The 17238-nt window shown below is 42.5% G+C and carries 8 protein-coding genes; all 8 read right to left on the bottom strand.

Annotated features, from left to right (window positions below; all coding sequences use genetic code 11):
• Positions 1-61: 61 nt before the first annotated feature.
• Positions 62-2443, bottom strand: a complete 2382-nt coding sequence (locus tag NSQ68_RS23420; protein ID WP_190298120.1) for a copper amine oxidase N-terminal domain-containing protein — start codon at positions 2441-2443, stop codon at positions 62-64.
• A 541-nt stretch (positions 2444-2984) separates the two neighbouring features.
• Positions 2985-4331 carry an efflux RND transporter periplasmic adaptor subunit gene (locus NSQ68_RS23425; protein WP_342427321.1) on the bottom strand — a complete coding sequence of 449 codons (1347 nt, stop codon included), beginning with the start codon at positions 4329-4331 and terminating at the stop codon, positions 2985-2987.
• Positions 4332-4350: 19 nt separating this feature from the next.
• Positions 4351-7488: an efflux RND transporter permease subunit gene (locus NSQ68_RS23430; RefSeq protein WP_342427322.1), complete on the bottom strand. Its 3138-nt coding sequence runs from the start codon at positions 7486-7488 to the stop codon at positions 4351-4353.
• A gap of 352 nt (positions 7489-7840) precedes the next feature.
• The gene (locus NSQ68_RS23435; RefSeq protein WP_342427323.1) at positions 7841-11860 is read right to left on the bottom strand and encodes an S-layer homology domain-containing protein; all 4020 of its coding nucleotides are present in this window, start codon (positions 11858-11860) and stop codon (positions 7841-7843) included.
• A gap of 190 nt (positions 11861-12050) precedes the next feature.
• Positions 12051-13181, bottom strand: coding sequence for an MraY family glycosyltransferase (locus NSQ68_RS23440; RefSeq protein WP_029514606.1), 1131 nt, complete (start codon positions 13179-13181; stop codon positions 12051-12053).
• Between the two features lie 137 nt (positions 13182-13318).
• Positions 13319-14080, bottom strand: coding sequence for a WecB/TagA/CpsF family glycosyltransferase (locus NSQ68_RS23445; RefSeq protein ID WP_342427324.1), 762 nt, complete (start codon positions 14078-14080; stop codon positions 13319-13321).
• Between the two features lie 8 nt (positions 14081-14088).
• A complete protein-coding gene (csaB, locus tag NSQ68_RS23450; RefSeq protein ID WP_342427325.1) occupies positions 14089-15225 on the bottom strand; it encodes a polysaccharide pyruvyl transferase CsaB in 1137 nt (378 codons plus the stop codon).
• Complete coding sequence (locus tag NSQ68_RS23455; RefSeq protein WP_342427326.1) at positions 15201-17216, bottom strand: DUF5693 family protein; 2016 nt, start codon at positions 17214-17216, stop codon at positions 15201-15203. Before NSQ68_RS23455 ends, csaB begins: the two co-directional genes overlap by 25 nt.
• Positions 17217-17238: the final 22 nt, after the last annotated feature.

The following is a 17238-nucleotide window of genomic DNA, read 5'->3' on the forward strand; positions in this document are numbered from 1 at the left end:
GGGCTCCAAAAGGAACCCTCTTCTCATCTAATTCAGTTAACTCAAAAGAGTTGCTCTTAAATTAGTTGTTGTTTTCAACAGTTACTGTTTTAGCAGTTGCATCATAGTTGATGGATGCATCCAACGCTCTGCTCACCCAGAAGATAGGCAGTACAGTACGGTTTTTGTTAGTTACAGCTTTAACGTCCATACGAACTACAGAACCGTTAATAGTCAACAGGTTAGTGTTCAGTTTGATTTGAGCAACGCGATCACCTTTAATCAGGGTAACTGTAGAAGTTGCTTTGTCAAACAGGATGTTTTGTGGGGATACACCCAAAGCTTCAGCTGCATAACGTACTGGCAAGTAAGTGCGTCCGTTTTCAGCATAAGCAGCTACATCAGCTGTTTTAGTTTGGCCATTGACAGTATAAGAAGTGCTTCCCAGTGTGAAGACAGCTTTAGTACTAGTAGCACCTGGAGCTGGAGTACCAACAGTTGCAATTGCTACTTCATCAGCAGCAGTGTTGTTGTCTCTCCAGTTTTGAGTAACTGTAGCATTACCTTTGTAAGCAGTGTAAGATGCAGCTTCACCTTTCAGTTTAGCAACAATATCACCTTGTGCTACAGTACGATCTACAACCAATTTAGGAGCAGAAATTGTAATTGTACTTGGAGTTGCGCTTTCGCTATCCACATAGAAGCTCAGACGACCTTTGTTTGTATCGCCGTAAGTATCAGTAGATACGCTCTTAATTTTCACATCACCGGAAGTAACTTTCACTTCTGGAGTGGAAGCAAAACGTACACCTGTTGGCAATTCCAAAACCACTTGACCGCTGCTGTTTTTGGATTTAGTCAGAGCTTCACGTGCTGCTTCAGTGATTGTGATATCACCGATTTGTTGATCACCCAAACCAATTGTCAAGGTAGGTTTTGTCGCAGCAGCCAAAGTTACTGCTTTTTTAACTGTTGCAACTTTAACTGTACCAGTCAAACCTTGGCTACCAGCTACTTCTACATTCAGGTCACCGGAGAATCCAGGTTGAGTAGCAACTTCTACATTTTTCAATGTCAATGTACCTGGATCGGAAGAATTTTGACTACCACTATTATTGAATTTCAATTTCAACGTACGTTTGTCGGAATCGCTATAGCTAACATCTACATTGCTCAGACCGTTAGTGTACTCGCGAGATCCTACAAATTCATTTGCACCAGTTTTGCCTTCAAATGCAGACTGCCAACGAGCACCTTCAGGAAGACGAAGAGTTACTGTGCGATCTCCGACAAAGGATCCCGCAACTGTTTCTTTAATAGCAATGTCACCAATTTTTTGCTCATCGTGCCCAGCGATAATATCTGTGGTTTTAGCAACAGATACTCCACCGCCAATTTCACCATAAGTACCTACTACCAAAGTGCTTACATCAGTAGTTGTATTACCAGTAACATTAACTACTACATCCCCATCTTTTGCGCTGTTCTCGTCGTCAACTTCAAAGTTCAACGGAAGGTCAAAAGAGCTTTGCTGTTTTGTCTTGTTCTTTAAAGAGATTGTGAGAGTATCATTGTTATTATCATAACCAGTTACTTCAACATCTCCAGCTTTCAGATCACCAAACAGAACAGCAGCGTCGCCTTTACCTGACCATTTAAAACCACTTGGCAGTTTCAACTTAATGTTGTTATTGGTATCCAAAGCGCCTGCTGTTTGTTCTTTAACTTTCAGTCTAAATTTGAAATTATCTGTTTTAGACTCAGTATCAACAGCCGACAGACCTACTTGACCGGAAGAAACTACATTACCAACAGTAACTTCACTACTAGTCAAACCACTGTTCGCAGCAGCGTCAAAAGCAACTTTTATAGGACCATTACTAGGGCCTGTAGCATTAATAAAGTTGAAATTGAAGTATACATCAAGGTCATCAGCGTCATTAGTGCCACTAAAGATTACTTTGAATGTATTGTCGGAAGAACCTACTTTTTCAACTTCATAACCTACTGGATCATTATGACCATTTTTTCCATCATTATCATTTTGTTGAACATAAACTGTAGTACCATAAGTTGCATCACTTACAGATTCATTTTTATTAGATTTACCAACAGTACCATTTCCCTTAGCGGCAAGTTTAAAACCTTTAGGTAAAGATACAGTCAAGCTACCACCAGAGTTAAGAGACGCTTGGCTGATACTTACGCGAACTCTACCCAGTTGAACACCATCTTGCGCTCCACCGCTAATACTTGGAGTGTTAAGTACAGTATAGCTAGAAGCTGCATGGATTGCAGTTGGTGCAGTCAATGCTGCGATTGGAGCTGCAACACCAGCAACCAATGTTGCTGTTGCCAGCACGTTGATCATTTTTTTATTAAACTTTGTCATAACCTTTTTTTCTCCTCCTTGAATATAACCAGAAATATTATTTTTGTCTTTTTGTCGGATCTTGTCACTCATCAGTCGTTACACCTCCTTTCCGAGCTTTATGAGAACCCTTATAAAATGATATCTGTGACAATATCACAGAAGCTTGGAATCTAGTTGAAAGAAAGCGTCCATTTATGACGTACTCCAGTATTATACAATGTGATAACAATGCAGTAAAGATTTTTTTTAGCGAATTTTGTCTTTACGCTTTTGTACCCCTTTGTTTCATACTCACCCAATTAGACGTAGCATGGGTTCAAAAAGTTGCGTCTGTTTCAAAAAAAAATTTTATTTTTTTTGAATTATGTATTCCGCTTTCCACAGTCATAATTATACTATTGAACCTGTTCCTCCGTCATCCTACAACTTTTACCTTATCAACCTTAAATGTACAAGGATTATTTTCGTACAATTAAGTCGGTCTTTAATGGAGTATATTCGTTAAGAATTATCCATAGAATATAAAGTACATAAAGTCTATAGATTCCCTTGAAATCTAATACTCTAATACACTTTAAGTAGTAGGAATGACGGAGTAACAGTGATTTACCGTAAATATAACCAAGACAAATTACTTCACTACATTAACCTTCGCGCCATCCGTAAGCAGACTAACACCCTTAACGACAACATTTTGTCCTTCAGTAAGCCCCTTGGTTACCTCAACCTGTTTGGCACTTTCCTGACCTGTCTGCACCTCTACCCGCTTAGCCACTGTTCCTTCCACTACATAAGCATACTTTTTCCCTGCCTGCTCCGTAATGGCATCCTGCGATACCAAAATATTTTTAGGAGCTTCTGATTTCATGTATACAGTTACAACCATCCCTGATTTTAATTCGCCAGAACCATTAGGAACTGATATCTCGACAGGATATGCCTTCAGATCATTATCCATTACCGGATTGACAGCCGATACTTTGGCCTCAATTCGCTTATTTAACGAGTCCACGCCTACAGTCACAGATGAACCCACCTGCATCTTAAGAAGCTCAGATTCAGAAACGTTAACTTTAGCAATAATAGGGTTAGTATTCGCTATTGTAGCAACCGCAGATTGTGCACTAACCATTTGCCCCTGGGTTCCTGTTACTACCGATATCGTACCGGAAATCGGTGCTTTGACCACAGTATCCACCAGTTGGCTACGCGCTGTGTCTAAACTGGACTTAGCTTGATTGACAGAAGCACGCGCTACGTCAATGCCCGTTTTCTGTTGGGCAAGACGTAATGATTTTTGAGCATTGCTATATGTTGTTTGCGCACTTTGCTTGGACGTTTGTGCATTGTGAAGTGTGATCTGTGCATTCTCCACTGCAGTTAAAGCCCTTCTATGCGCTATTTGAGACTGCTCTAACTCAGATTGAGATAGAGCGCCCGCACTAAACAACTGTTGGTTGCGGTTGAGCGTATTTTGAGCATCACGCACGGAACTCTGAGCATCGACCAGACTGGTCTGAGCTTGGGTGATGGTGTTGTCTTGCTGGACAAGCGCACTTTTGGCTTGATCCACACTGGATTCTGCCTGCTGTACCGATTGCGCTGCACCTGACTCTGCTTGTTTTAAATTGGCCAGGGCAACCTGGTAAGACTCCTGGGATTGCTTAATCGAGTCCTGCAAGTCCTTTTGGTCTATAGTAAACAACGTGTCGCCTTTATTTACTTTTTGGCCCACTGTAAGGTTAATACTTTGAATTTTACCACTAATTTTCGGAGACACCTGAGCTGTCTCTTTGGGAGCAAAGCTTCCAATAATACCTGTTGAATCGTTAATACTACCTTTAGCCACTTTTGCTACTTGAACTGGAATGGCTTGCTGCGCCGTAGTCGGTGCGGCAGGGGCCTCTCCCCCACCGCAACCCGCTAATGCAACTGATAAAAGCAAAGTTGTAGCAATCAGAGCACTTTTTTTATTCATTATGTTTCTCCACCTCACCTTATATATGAACGCTTTTTTGTAGTTTCGCTTCTTTTTTTAATTCTCTCTTCGCTTGTCTTTTTAATTTCCGATTCTTACGTTTTTGTATCATATTATCCATGATGACGTAGACTACCGGAATAAGAATCAATGTAATAACAGCTGCGAAGGATAACCCGAATACAACAACAACTGCCATCGGTGCTTGTGTTTCGTTACCCTCTCCTGTAGCGAATGCCATTGGGAGCAAAGCTAGTACAGTAGCCAGCGTGGTCATCAAAATCGGACGCAACCGCTCAGACGCTCCATGAATAATAGCTTCATCCCGATCTTGGCCGTCTTTTCGGAGCTGAATTATAAAGTCAATCATAACTATGGCATTGTTGACGACCAAACCGACGAGCATGATGTAACCCGTCAAAGCTGAAACGCTGAGACTCGCCCCGGTTACAGATAAACCGATAAGCACACCAATTACCGTAGGTGGAACGGAAAACATAATAACAAACGGTGTGAGCAGAGATTCAAACTGTCCTGCCATAACCATATAAATCAGAACTACAGATAGCAGAATAGCTATCCCTAAGTTTATAAAAGACTCCATCATTTGTTCAGTTTGCCCGCCACCCGTATCTGCACTGTAGCCTTCTGGGAAGTGAGTACTCTTCAAAAGAGCATCTATTTTCTGTTTGACGGTTAGAATATCTCCTGTTCCGTCAATATCAGCTGTAATCTGCACTTGACGCGTTTGGTCTTCACGAGTAACAGTATCGGGTACAGTCCGTTTATCAATACTTACTACGGAAGACAAAGGTACATCAATACCTTGTGGAGTGGTAATCCGTAAGGCTTTTAGATTTGACAAATCATGGCGGTTTTGCTCTGGTAACGATATCTTCACATCAATCTGATCTTCGCCTGTACGATAGCTTGTGGCGACTGACCCATTAAAAGAAGTATTCACTGCAGATAAGATTTGAGTCGCTGATAAGCCATATCGACTCGCAAGCTCCCTATTAACAGTAATCTCATATTCTTCACGAACCGCACTCAAGCTACTTTTCACATTGACGGTACCCGGTATCTTTTTCACATCTGCAACGAGATTGTCCGAGAGTTCTCTCAGGACGTCAATATCGTCACCTTTTAAGTTAATATTAACAGCCGCTCCGCTTGAAAGGCCTGTTGTAGACGCCATTGTAATCTCTGCATCCGGAATGCTATCAAATTTCTTACGAAGGCCCTCAACTACACCATCTGTTGGCTGATGTCCATCCTTCAGTGTTACACTTAGATCTGCTGAGTTGGTTGGAGCTGCCCCTGAATAACCAGAATTGCCACCAGAACCAACAGTCACTGTCATTTTATCTAGATCCGGAACTTTCAAAATTTCTTTTTCTATATCTTGAACAACCTTTTCCGTTTCTTCCAAGACCGTTCCATTAGGAAGTTTCACGTTAATTGTGAATTCCCCAGTATCGGATGCTGGGATAAATTCAGCCTTAACAAAAGGAACTAAAGCCCCAGCTGCCACAAACATTAATAAAGTAATAATTAACACAGATTTTCTATGGTTAATTCCCCACTTCAGTATACGGCGATACCCACTCTTAAATTTCTCGAAGCCAATATTAAACCACACAATAGGGTTAACACCCTTATAAGTACCTGAAGAATAAATGGATTCATCTGGCACGGTAGGTAGCCAACGTGATCCTAGCATCGGCACAATCATAAGGGATACAAGCAAGGCTGCAATGTGAGAGAAAATAACTGTTAACGCCAACGGTTTAAATAGAACTCCCGCAATTCCGTCAACAAAAACAACTGGTAAAAATACTACGATCTGCGCAAGTGCAGATGCCATAACGGCATTACCCACCTGCTTGGAGCCATCAATAGCCCCTTGTAGCATGCTTTTCCCTTCATGTCGCTGTCTAAAAATATTCTCAATAATAACAACCGCAAAATCGACAAAGGATCCTAACCCCAGAAGCAAACCGCTCAGTGAAATAATATTAATGGTTTGTCCGGTGAAATACATCATCATAAACGTAGCTACGAAGGAAATTGGAATAACGATAGTAGCAATAATGGTAGAACGTATACTATTCAAAAATAACAGCAACACAATAGCTGCGATAATAAGTCCCAATATAGCATGCTCTACTAATGAGTGTACGGAGTCGCTAATGGGTTTGGATGCATCTGTTACCATCTCCAATTGAGTTCCCGGAGGCAATTCCTTCCGTATCGAATCTAAACTATCCTTCACAGAATTGGCGATTGAAAGGGTATTCCCCCCTGTGGCTTTAGTAACAGAAATATTGATACTTGGCTTTCCGTTATAGGTAGAAATGGTTGTAACATCATCCAAGGAATCTTCAACTGTCGCGATGTCCTTTAGCTTAATGCTTCCCTTCCCTACTGGAATTGGCGTTTCACCCATTTCTGAAACAGCTTTGTATTCACCTTGAACCCGAAGTTGGATTTCTGTATTGCCTCGGTACACCGAACCAGCAGAACCCGCTACGTTATTAGACGATAGCGCCTGGTTAATTTGATCTAGCGTAATGCCATAGCTTTGAAGCTTGGCTTGGTCTACAGTAATCTTCACAAGCCGAGCTTGCCCACCTGACATGTTGGCTGCAGCTACTCCCGCAATTCTTTCAAGCCGCGGCTCAATAATATCTTCAGCAATAGGCTTCAACTTGTTAATATCCTGGTCTCCTGTAAGAGAGAGCGTAATAACCGGCGTTGCGTTGAGATCCACCTTAAGGACACGCGGCGAATTAGCCGCCTTGGGAAGAGACCCTTTAACCCCATCAACTTTATCTCGCATGTCGAGGGTTGCTTGATTGATATCTACTCCCCAGTTAAATTGAATCATGACCATAGATGTTCCTTCTGAAGACTCGGACATGATTGTGTCCACGTTCTCAATAGAAGCCAGACTTTTCTCAATAGGTTTAGTAACCAATTCCTCAACTTCTGTAGGCGTTGCATTTGGAATACTAGTCACCACTGCAGCGAATGGCAGCTTCATATCCGGCATTTGCTCTACAGGAAGTCTTAACGCAAAAATACCGCCCCCGATTAACAAAGCAATAATTAACATAAATACTGTTACAGGACGGCGTATTGAAAACTGAGACATCTCATCACTCCCCACTCACTTCTCTATGTAATATTTAAGCACACACATCCACTACTACGATGAAATAGGCGTAAAGTTTCAGATAAATGTGCAAAAAAAACATATAAAAAAATAATAAACACATTTTGAGATAAAAGCTTAAAAAAAAGCAATTAATTACAGACGTTTAAGCTAAATCCAAAATAAAAAACGTTGTAAGGCTATTCCAAAGTTTTTACCTCATTGATATTATGGCATAGGCCCTTAATCCCAGTCAAATAGCTGATTTATAAAAAACATCCCTCTCATGTATATGAAAGGGAATTACCATTTCGCATGGAGGGATGTTTAATCATTTCAGGTGTTTTGTTGATTAGATTTTAGGAAGCAGCTTTTTATCAGCCATAACTTTAGCTACAATAATGGCTGCATCTCCACGCAAGGTCAGGGAAGTAGGATTAAACATATATCCTTTTTTCAGATCGCTTGCATCAACAGGTGAACCCGTAATAAAGCCTTTCTTAGCAATAGCCAATACAGATGCCTGTGCATAGTAATCAATTTTGTCCGCATCTTTAAAGGTCTTAGACAGATTCTTCATGATCTTGTCATGATCTGTTTCAAGCTTCAAATTCAATGCCTTAGCGATAATGACTGCTGCATCTTGACGTGTAATTACATCTTCCGGCATAAAGATTCTTGGTTGTGAACCTTTGACAATACCGGCGCGTGCAGCTGTTTCAATATAACGATAATCATAGAGCGCATCTGCTGATATCGTATTTGGAATAGACACGTCGTCAAAATGCTTCGCTCCGCTGAAATTAAGCGGAATTTGCAGACCTTTGACGATCATAGACGTAAATTCGCCTCTTTTAATGTAGCTGTCAGGTCCAAAGCTATTAATTGGATCCATTGGGTTCATGACACCTTTAGCCAAAATGGCTTCGATGTAATCTCTGGCGTATTTGTGCTTAATGACATCACTATACGTTTCTCCAACTTTAGCAACTACATAGTAACCGAAACGATCAAACGGTACTTTAATGGTGTGTTTCTTCGGATCCACCACACCACCAATGTTCTGCCAGTCTTTAAGATCAGAATCAAAATAGAATACCGACATTTGTTTCCCTGCATCCTGAGCAATACTGCTATCATACGTCAGCGTCAATGTAGCACGCTTGGAAGGTACTAACTCGTTAGATGGGTCACGCCAGTAGAAGTTTTTGATCTTGCTGCTGTCATTTTGCGACTTGTTAGCCAATTGATAAGGATCAGCACCATATGTCACCGGATCGTAAGCATCCGTTTTGATATCATCTGCGGTACCTGGGTCAATCCAGAATACTGGACTGGACTTGGTAAAACGACTTGGGAAATCCCGGTTGAAGTATCTACTTCCGTCTGCAATCAAGCTCTGCATATCGGACAATGCTTTTTCAGTTTCAAATTCATGACGGTCTACCACACCATCTTCGCTATTTGCTATCGCAAAGTACAAAGTATGGCCAGAGAAAACTTGGTTTTTGAATTGCTGTGGTTGATCGTAATCCCGGCGAATTAGACTCGTTCCCTTCGCAAAAGCAAGTGTAAGATTACCATCGAACACTTTGTGCGATGTTTTCATCGCTTCCATGTACTGCTCGCCAGGAATATTTGTAGGCACATATTTAACAGTAATGGTCTGTTTCAGTTTTTCTTTGCCTACTGTAACCACTACGTCAATTTTATTATCTTTGTTGGCTTTTAGACCTGTAACGATGGCTTTGTAAGTTGATGGGTAATCAACGGTACCATCATAATCAGAGTCGAATCCTTCTTGAACTGCTGTTTCTTTACCTACTGTAACACTATCTGCATTACCTGCGTTCACAACAACTTGCACAAAGTTTTGATTCACGATTCTCTTTTCAGGGAGCGGACGCAAAATATCAAAAGATGTAGATTGACCTGATACTTGCAGTCGGAAAGTAGCAAATGGTCCGCTCTTGCCGCTATTGTACAAGGTAATGTTATAAGCTACTGGTGTTCCATCTTGCGAAATAGTTTGGTTTTTCAACACAAAGCTGAAATACTTTTTGTCCGGATGGTAGTACACAAGCAGGTCTTTTAAATCTTTATTAGTAAATTTATCTGTAGTAGAACCGGAATTGTATGTTGTCTTAGCATCTTCTGCTGAGAAAAACTCGTTACTCAGCGTCCAGTTAACTTCACTGTCATCCGATCCCTTAATCTCCAAAATATATTGATCTTTATTGGCAATATCACTTAACGAACCACTCACCTGATCTGCTTTACCCAAATCGGCAATACTGAAAGTACCAAATACATTGATATTTTTCAGAGATGTATTGTAGTTAGTATCATCCACTTTGGTGAAATTAGCATCTTTTGATTTCGGAGCAATTTCGCTATATTTCGGTGTATTGCTCAAGCCGCTAACTGGTGTAAAAGGGATGATTCCTTGTGTATTTGGAACAGGAATTACTGGAATATTCGTCTGTGTAAAGTTTACTTTTACCGTATTGCTGTACTCAATACCTGGCTTATATACAAACTTGATTTCATTATTCCCGTTCGCCAAGGCATTGGCTGCGGCTGTATCTGAGGAAGCAGCAAGCTTGAAGTCCGCTCCTGAACCATCCAGATCAACCAATACATTATTAACATACAGGAATACATTTCGGTTACTTCCAGTGTAATGAATATCTGCTGCGTTGCTCACATCAAGCAATTTACCCTTAAAGTAGCCCAGTTGAGTCAATTTATAGGTATTCAAGTTTGAACTGGATGTATTCAACGGAATTTGTTGCCCATCATAAATCGTATCGTATTTCATGAACGGACCCTGCAACAGATTCACCGTTGCTTTAATTAATTTGGTCGAGTCACCATTCAGGTAAAAATTCAGTACGTTTTGCCCTTCTTTAGGCAAAGTGTCTACATAAGCAACGATTTTCTTCACTTGTGTTGACTTACCATTGATTGTCCGAATCACATCTTGAGGTGATCCTACAGTATGAACTGACACACCAGAAAGTTCACTAATTGAAGAAGGTGCACCGTTAACAACGATGAACTCCATACCTACAGGAACAGATGGAGCATCTGTAGTCTTGTTCTTCATAGAGCTTCCAGTTAATTTCAGAGCTTCATCTATGGCAGCTGCTTGATCAGACCCGCTTCCCTTAATTCTGTTCAACAATTGATTATTAAAATCAGGAAGATAGTTAATATCATCAATGTACGGCTGAGTACTACTACGCAATGTAAATTGAACAGCTGATGGAGCTGGAGGTGTACTACTATCCGTATAGGTTATCCCCAGGGATGCCCTGGTCAAATGATCAATAACAGCTTCTGAAGGTACAGTCACCTGAAATGGATATACTTTATAACCATTTGATGTAACCACATTTGCAGTATCAATTGTGGCATCAACTCCAGTCGCACTACCCACAGCGCTACCATTGTTACTCACATCGGTAAAACGTGCATTGATTGTGGCAACTCCTGGATCGGTTGGACCGCCTGGCACCAAAACATTACCTTTTAAAACCACACCACTTGTAGACGATACGGTAAAGTCTGGTGAAGTTGTCAAATCAGCAGACACATTTCCATCCTTATTCAAGGTCAAATCAGAGAATTCCGGTTTACCCGTATATATTGTAATTTCACGCGTAACCGTAAGGGCCTGCGTTCCGTTGCCCACTTTAATAGTCACTATATTTTTACCTGGACTGAGTACCACACTACCTGTTAATTTATAAGCGGTATAAGAGTTAACTGTATACGTATTACTGCTTTTTGCAGACGTAAGCGTTACACTGCCGGCATTAGGCGCCGTACCTTGAATGACCACTTTAACATCATCCGTACCGCTATTGCGAGCGTCTGTTAACACAGCTGTCTGGTTCTCTACTAATTGCTCTGTTTCACCATTCAGCGTAGCAGACAGATCATAAACCTTGGGTCCATCCTGGTACTCTACGTAAATAGAATCCTTCATCTCAGCCGAGTTTTGGCTACTTTGGAATGTAATTCGGTTCAAACCAGGAAACAGTTTGATGTCTGTAATTTGAAGTGTAGAGCCACTGACCGTAATTCCGCCTTTTTGACTCTCATTTTTATTCACCACATTAAGGGTCGTTCCATTTTTAGAGAGCTGGAATACACTATATGATATCGTGCTTCCGTTCACTCCGTTAATCGTACCGTTAACTGTAATACGGTCGGTGTTCACCGATCTGGCCGAATCCGCATCATATTTTTCGCTTGGAAAAATGAAATAAGTTCCCGTCGCAGCATGAGCCGTACCTACCAGGGCCGCCGGCACCAAGCCAATGATGAGACCAACCGTCAGCAACATGGATAGCAATCGTTTCAAATCATTGTCCTCCTTTGATTCTGTCGCACCTTGGGGTACGTAATCATTCAATACTTTTTTTATCGGTAGTAAACATACAAAAAATTAGTAAATTCTCAAAAAAGGAGGGGTTTTTTTTACAGCAAACATCAAAAAAGCCTTCAAACCCGCGGTATACCGCCAAGCTTGAAGGCTTACTTTTAAATTAAAATTATAATTTCGAACGTGTTTGGGAATCTGGCTTAGCCAGCAGCCTAATCAGTGTGTTAATAACTGGACGTTTGGTTTTGCCAACAAGCCCAATAACCTCTGCACCGATCTGTAGGAAGAACATCATAATACAAATCACGACAAAGGTGACCCAGTTCGCTTCATTAAGCGCAGCAGACGATTGAATCACGGCCAATACACCGAAAAATGCAGCAATACCGTAAATAATCAACACCGTCTGTCTGTGACTGAAACCTAGTTCGCGTAAGCAGTGATGCAAATGACCTTTATCCGGAGAGAAAATCGGTTTTTTCTGCAACTTGCGGCGAATGATAGCAAAGAATGTATCTGACAAAGGTACACCGATAATAATCAATGGCGTAATAAAAGATACGATAGCAATTTGCTTGAAACCAAGCATGGATAGCATGGCCAGACAGAAACCTAAAAATAACGACCCTGTATCACCCATAAATATTTTTGCAGGATGAAAGTTAAAAAATAAGAATCCGATAATACTGCCCAGCAGCACAAGACAAAGCATAGCTACCATGTAATTACCCATCAATATCGACATCACAAAAATAGTTCCAATCGCAATGCCTGAGACACCTGCAGCCAGTCCATCCAGACCGTCAATCAAATTGATGGCATTCGTTACACCTACGATCCAAAAAATCGTAAGCGGAATGGAAATCCAGCTTTCCAAAGATGAGTATGCATCCTGAAAAGGTACATTTACAAAATCTACACGAATATCAAAAGCAAACACGACCATACACGCAACGGCAATTTGAGCCAAAAATTTCAATTTTGCATTGAGATCAAAACGATCATCGAGAGCACCAATCAGTGTAATCAGCGTACCGCCAATCAGAAAGGCTGCGATAAAGTTAATATCCCGTGAGGACAGCATTCCATCAGGCACAAAAGGTAACACCGCCAATAAGGACAACAGAAATGCCAAGAAAATCCCCAGTCCGCCAAGACGCGGCATAATTCGGGTATGTACTTTTCGGGCATTCGGTACATCGACGGCTCCAACCTTCACAGCGAATTTCTTGACGAGCGGTGTCAGTAACAGCGCAAGTCCCAGTGCCATGATGAACCCAATAATATAGATCAATAACATTTGATCATTCGACCCCCAATTTTAAAGCAATCCCTTTTCAGATGTAACCGCATTGAATTATACTCTGATCAAAAGTAAATACCAAGCTTCATATTCTGGCAAAATAGCTGGTTTTGGAGGCAGATTCAAGCTATTTATCACACTTTTGTGACGTTTTCTTTTTCGCGCATCACTTTCGCGGCGAATTTCGGCAGCGCAAGCATTCTTTTGTAACGGCTTGGCTCTTTGAGGAGCCTATATACCCATTCAGCCCGTAGCTTTTGAAACAATTTAGGTGCGCGTTTGGTTCTGCCTGATATAACATCAAAGCTGCCGCCAACCCCCATCATCACCGGTACACCCAGCTGTTCCTTGTATTTACCAATCCAGGGTTCCTGGGTGTCCGCCCCACGTGCTACAAACAACAAATCAGGATTTGCTTCACGAATAGCTGCAATCACGGCTTCATCCTCTTTAGGTCCAAAAAAACCATCACGCTTGCCACAAACCGTAATTGCGGGATAAAGCTCATGTACCCGCTTTGCGGTCGCTTGAATCACCTCAGATGTTGATCCCAGTAAATAAACCTTCCAATGATAGTTTTCGCCAGCTGCAAGTAATTCATGTAACAAGTCAAAGCCCGCTACACGCTCAGGTACAGGATGTCCTACATAGTTTGCAGCCCACACTACGCCAGTCCCATCCGGAACAATCAGCTCCGCCTGTTTCATCACGTTCATGTACACTGGATCTTCCAATGCAGCCATTACCATTATCGGATTGGCAGTGATCACTTGATGGGGCCGGCGAGACTCCACTGCTTGAATTAATACATTTAATGTATCTTTCATATTAAGCCTTGATACCGGAACACCGAAAATCGGGACGGTAGGCACCTTCGTAACCTTATCAACTGTCACTGTATCCATCATCCTTTGCGACACAAGTAATTAACGATATGCTGCGCCGGTAAGCGAGCCTCACTTTTTAACAAAGTAATGGCCGCTCCCTGGCTCTCGATCCATTGACTTCGCTGATCCAGCAACCGCATAGACTCATTAGCCAGTTTTTGTCCATCCAGTGCCTCTGTAGTGCCTACAGGCTGGCTACCGACACGGCTGAGGAAATGATCAATTTTGGGATCGTAGGATATCCCCAACGGAGGCACCTGATGGGATGCTGCATAGATCAAGCTGTGTAATCGCATCCCGATCATCAAACTGCAACGACTGACTTCCAAAAGCATCTGTTGAGGATCGGTGACTTGCTCACACATGCTTACAAGGCTTCCCGTTCCCCTAATATCCCCCAACAAATCCATTACCATCCTTGAAGCTTGCTCGTCATCAGGCAGATGGAAAGGTAAAAAGCGTAAGTGTACACGGCGCTCAGCAGCTAATTTTTTTAAGCCGTCCGCGATAGACTTTAAATCGCGGCGTTCCTTATCCCAGTAACGTACAGATATGCCAACGATCGGAGGTTGATCCTGATCAGTCTCAGTTGCTGCTTTATGCAGCTCGGAACCTGGGGGCAATGGAAGCCCCATTACCGGATCAGGAACAACTTCGACAACCGGGTTCTTTAGTTTCATAGTACCCAGTAGTGCGGCAGACTGCTCATCTCTTACAGAAACATATTCACAGCGCTGAAACACAGAACGGATCATAGGATAAAATATCTTCCGTTGTACCGGACCAATGCCCTGAGCATATACAAACGTCGGCTTTCCAGCCCATTGGGCCAGTTTCAGAATCGCCAGATAATACGGAATACTTTTAGGGCTTGTTGCATCCTGGAGCAGACTCCCGCCGCCACTTATTAGCCCATCGCTGTTTTTAATCGCTCTACGAACTTCTCCCAAACTCATCCGCGGTACAGCTTCTACTCCATACATTTTCTGTGTCCAAGCAGGGTCAGAAGACAGAACAACAGGCTTGATTGTAATCCCCGCCTGACGGCTCTCCTCCTCTAAAGCTGTCAAAATCGACTTGAGCACCGCCTCATCCCCACTATTGTGAAAACCGTAATAACCCGAGATGATTATCGTTTGAGCTGTGGTGACCATTTCTTCCAACACCCTTCCAGCACTTGCCACACGACAATTGCGATGATTCCCAGCACCAGACCGAAGCCCAATCCTAACAGCCCGCGACTAAGCGAGAGTGCCGCTGGAGAGTGAATGTGAGCAAAGGTATCCACCATAGAGGCTTGGCCAATAGCAGCTATAATCAGCAAATAGATTGCTTTGCGATATTTCAAAGCTAGGAACGCCCCTGCAATAAACAGTGGGTGAGCCATCAAAAATTCCTTATTGCGTGGACGTACACCAAACGCATTTTCAAGGAAGTTCCGGAATGCCAGCTCCGTGTTCGACACCGTGCCCGCATTTCCAGTACGAGTCAAATAGTAATAACCCGCGGCTGCGATAACAGCCAGTGCGATCACCCACAATACAGTAATCGGCGTACGTAGCAGCTTGGAAATTTCCTCTCGTATAGAAACGCCACGATAAAAGAAAATATATATCGCTGCCAAGAAGATCGGCAGAATGTGAAGCAAGCTTACACCTCTGAATTGGTTCAGCACAAGGCTGTAAGCAATACTATTCAACAGTGCAATAACAAAAGGTACTGCAGCCAGCGACAAAATCGCTGTCCGTACGTACAGTATAAGCGTTTGAATTAAACGCTGACCTGCTGAAAGTTCAGACTCCTGTTCACGTTTAATTCTAATCGTGCGCACGGCGATGATCATTGCAACCGTAGGTCCACTAATCGCCGCGAGTAGGGCTAAACCTTGCTCCATCAAGCTGGAGTTCAAAACATAAAGTCCTGCTGAACCTACCAAACAGAGTGCAAATGCCAGCAAAGTCAATGCCGGGACGAAATAGGACACCATAATGGAGAAGAATGCCAGTGCACCTAGTACGACAATCATTTTCAGATAGCGCTGAATAGACGAATCGACTACTTGGAATGGTTCTGCCTGTCCGAGTTCAAACCCCTTTTTCTCCATCCGTTGTACAGCGTTACCCGGCTTGTCCAAGCTGTGGATCAGGTTATCTACCGAATCATTCACCTTGGCTTCAGCAATACTACGGCTAGGCGCGGTATTCAGATACAACATGCGAATATTACGATCCTTGGTGGCCAGTGCAAAACGATCGGCCAACGTTTCCACATCGAGCGTTGCATCTTTATCGCTCAATGAGTATAAACGCACAACGTTATAGTGGATATCGTAAGCGAGCTTATTGAAGCCTGCTTGCGGTTTTTTTAAGTTTTCGATAGCAGCTAGGCCAATATCGTATTTGTTCAGCAATTTAGCAAATGCCGCTAAGCTATGCTCTTTCTCGTTATCGGTGAAGCCTTTGACTGAATCACCTTCAAACAAAATGCGTTTTACACCATTCTGCTGAAAGGAAGCAAGCATCTCTTCCGTCAACTCCTGGTTGTAAGGAAGACTGTCGCTCATCCGTGGAACAATAAAAAATCCTTTGTTCCGAAGCTGCTTCATCGCAATCGGGTCAGGCTGCATGGGCTTGAGATACGCATCCTCTGGAGATGTTTCCACAACTAACCCTTCCTGTCCCTGATAAGTCCAAGGTTTTACATTGATGTCTAGGCTTGTAAACGTACGTAAAATTAACGGCTTTAATGCCTCCGCATTTTCTTTGTCAGCGAAAACAATATACGTAAAATTCTCATTTGCAGGTGAAAGCCGCTTTTCCATATCGGCAACGTTCTGAGTCGTATAGGTTACGACGCGGCCCGCTTTACGGAAATCATCCAACGTACTTTCATACATCGCCATGCTGTTCACACCCGCTTGCTGTAAGCGGTCAAGCTGCTCATTTAGATAGTCCTGCGGGTGAGCCTGATACGAGGCTGCCTCCGTCAAATCCCGATAATCGAATACAATTTCTACTTTTTTACTCGAGGATTCTGTCTTCACACGATCGGCGATGACTGGAATGGAAGCCAGCAAGCCGACAGCCACCAAAATCCATAACCATTTTCGAGAAGCCGTATTCCAATACTGCCATTTCTGATACACCAAAGAACCTCCTTAATATTCG

This window comes from Paenibacillus sp. FSL L8-0158 (assembly GCF_038592965.1).
GTDB lineage: Bacteria > Bacillota > Bacilli > Paenibacillales > Paenibacillaceae > Paenibacillus > Paenibacillus polymyxa_D.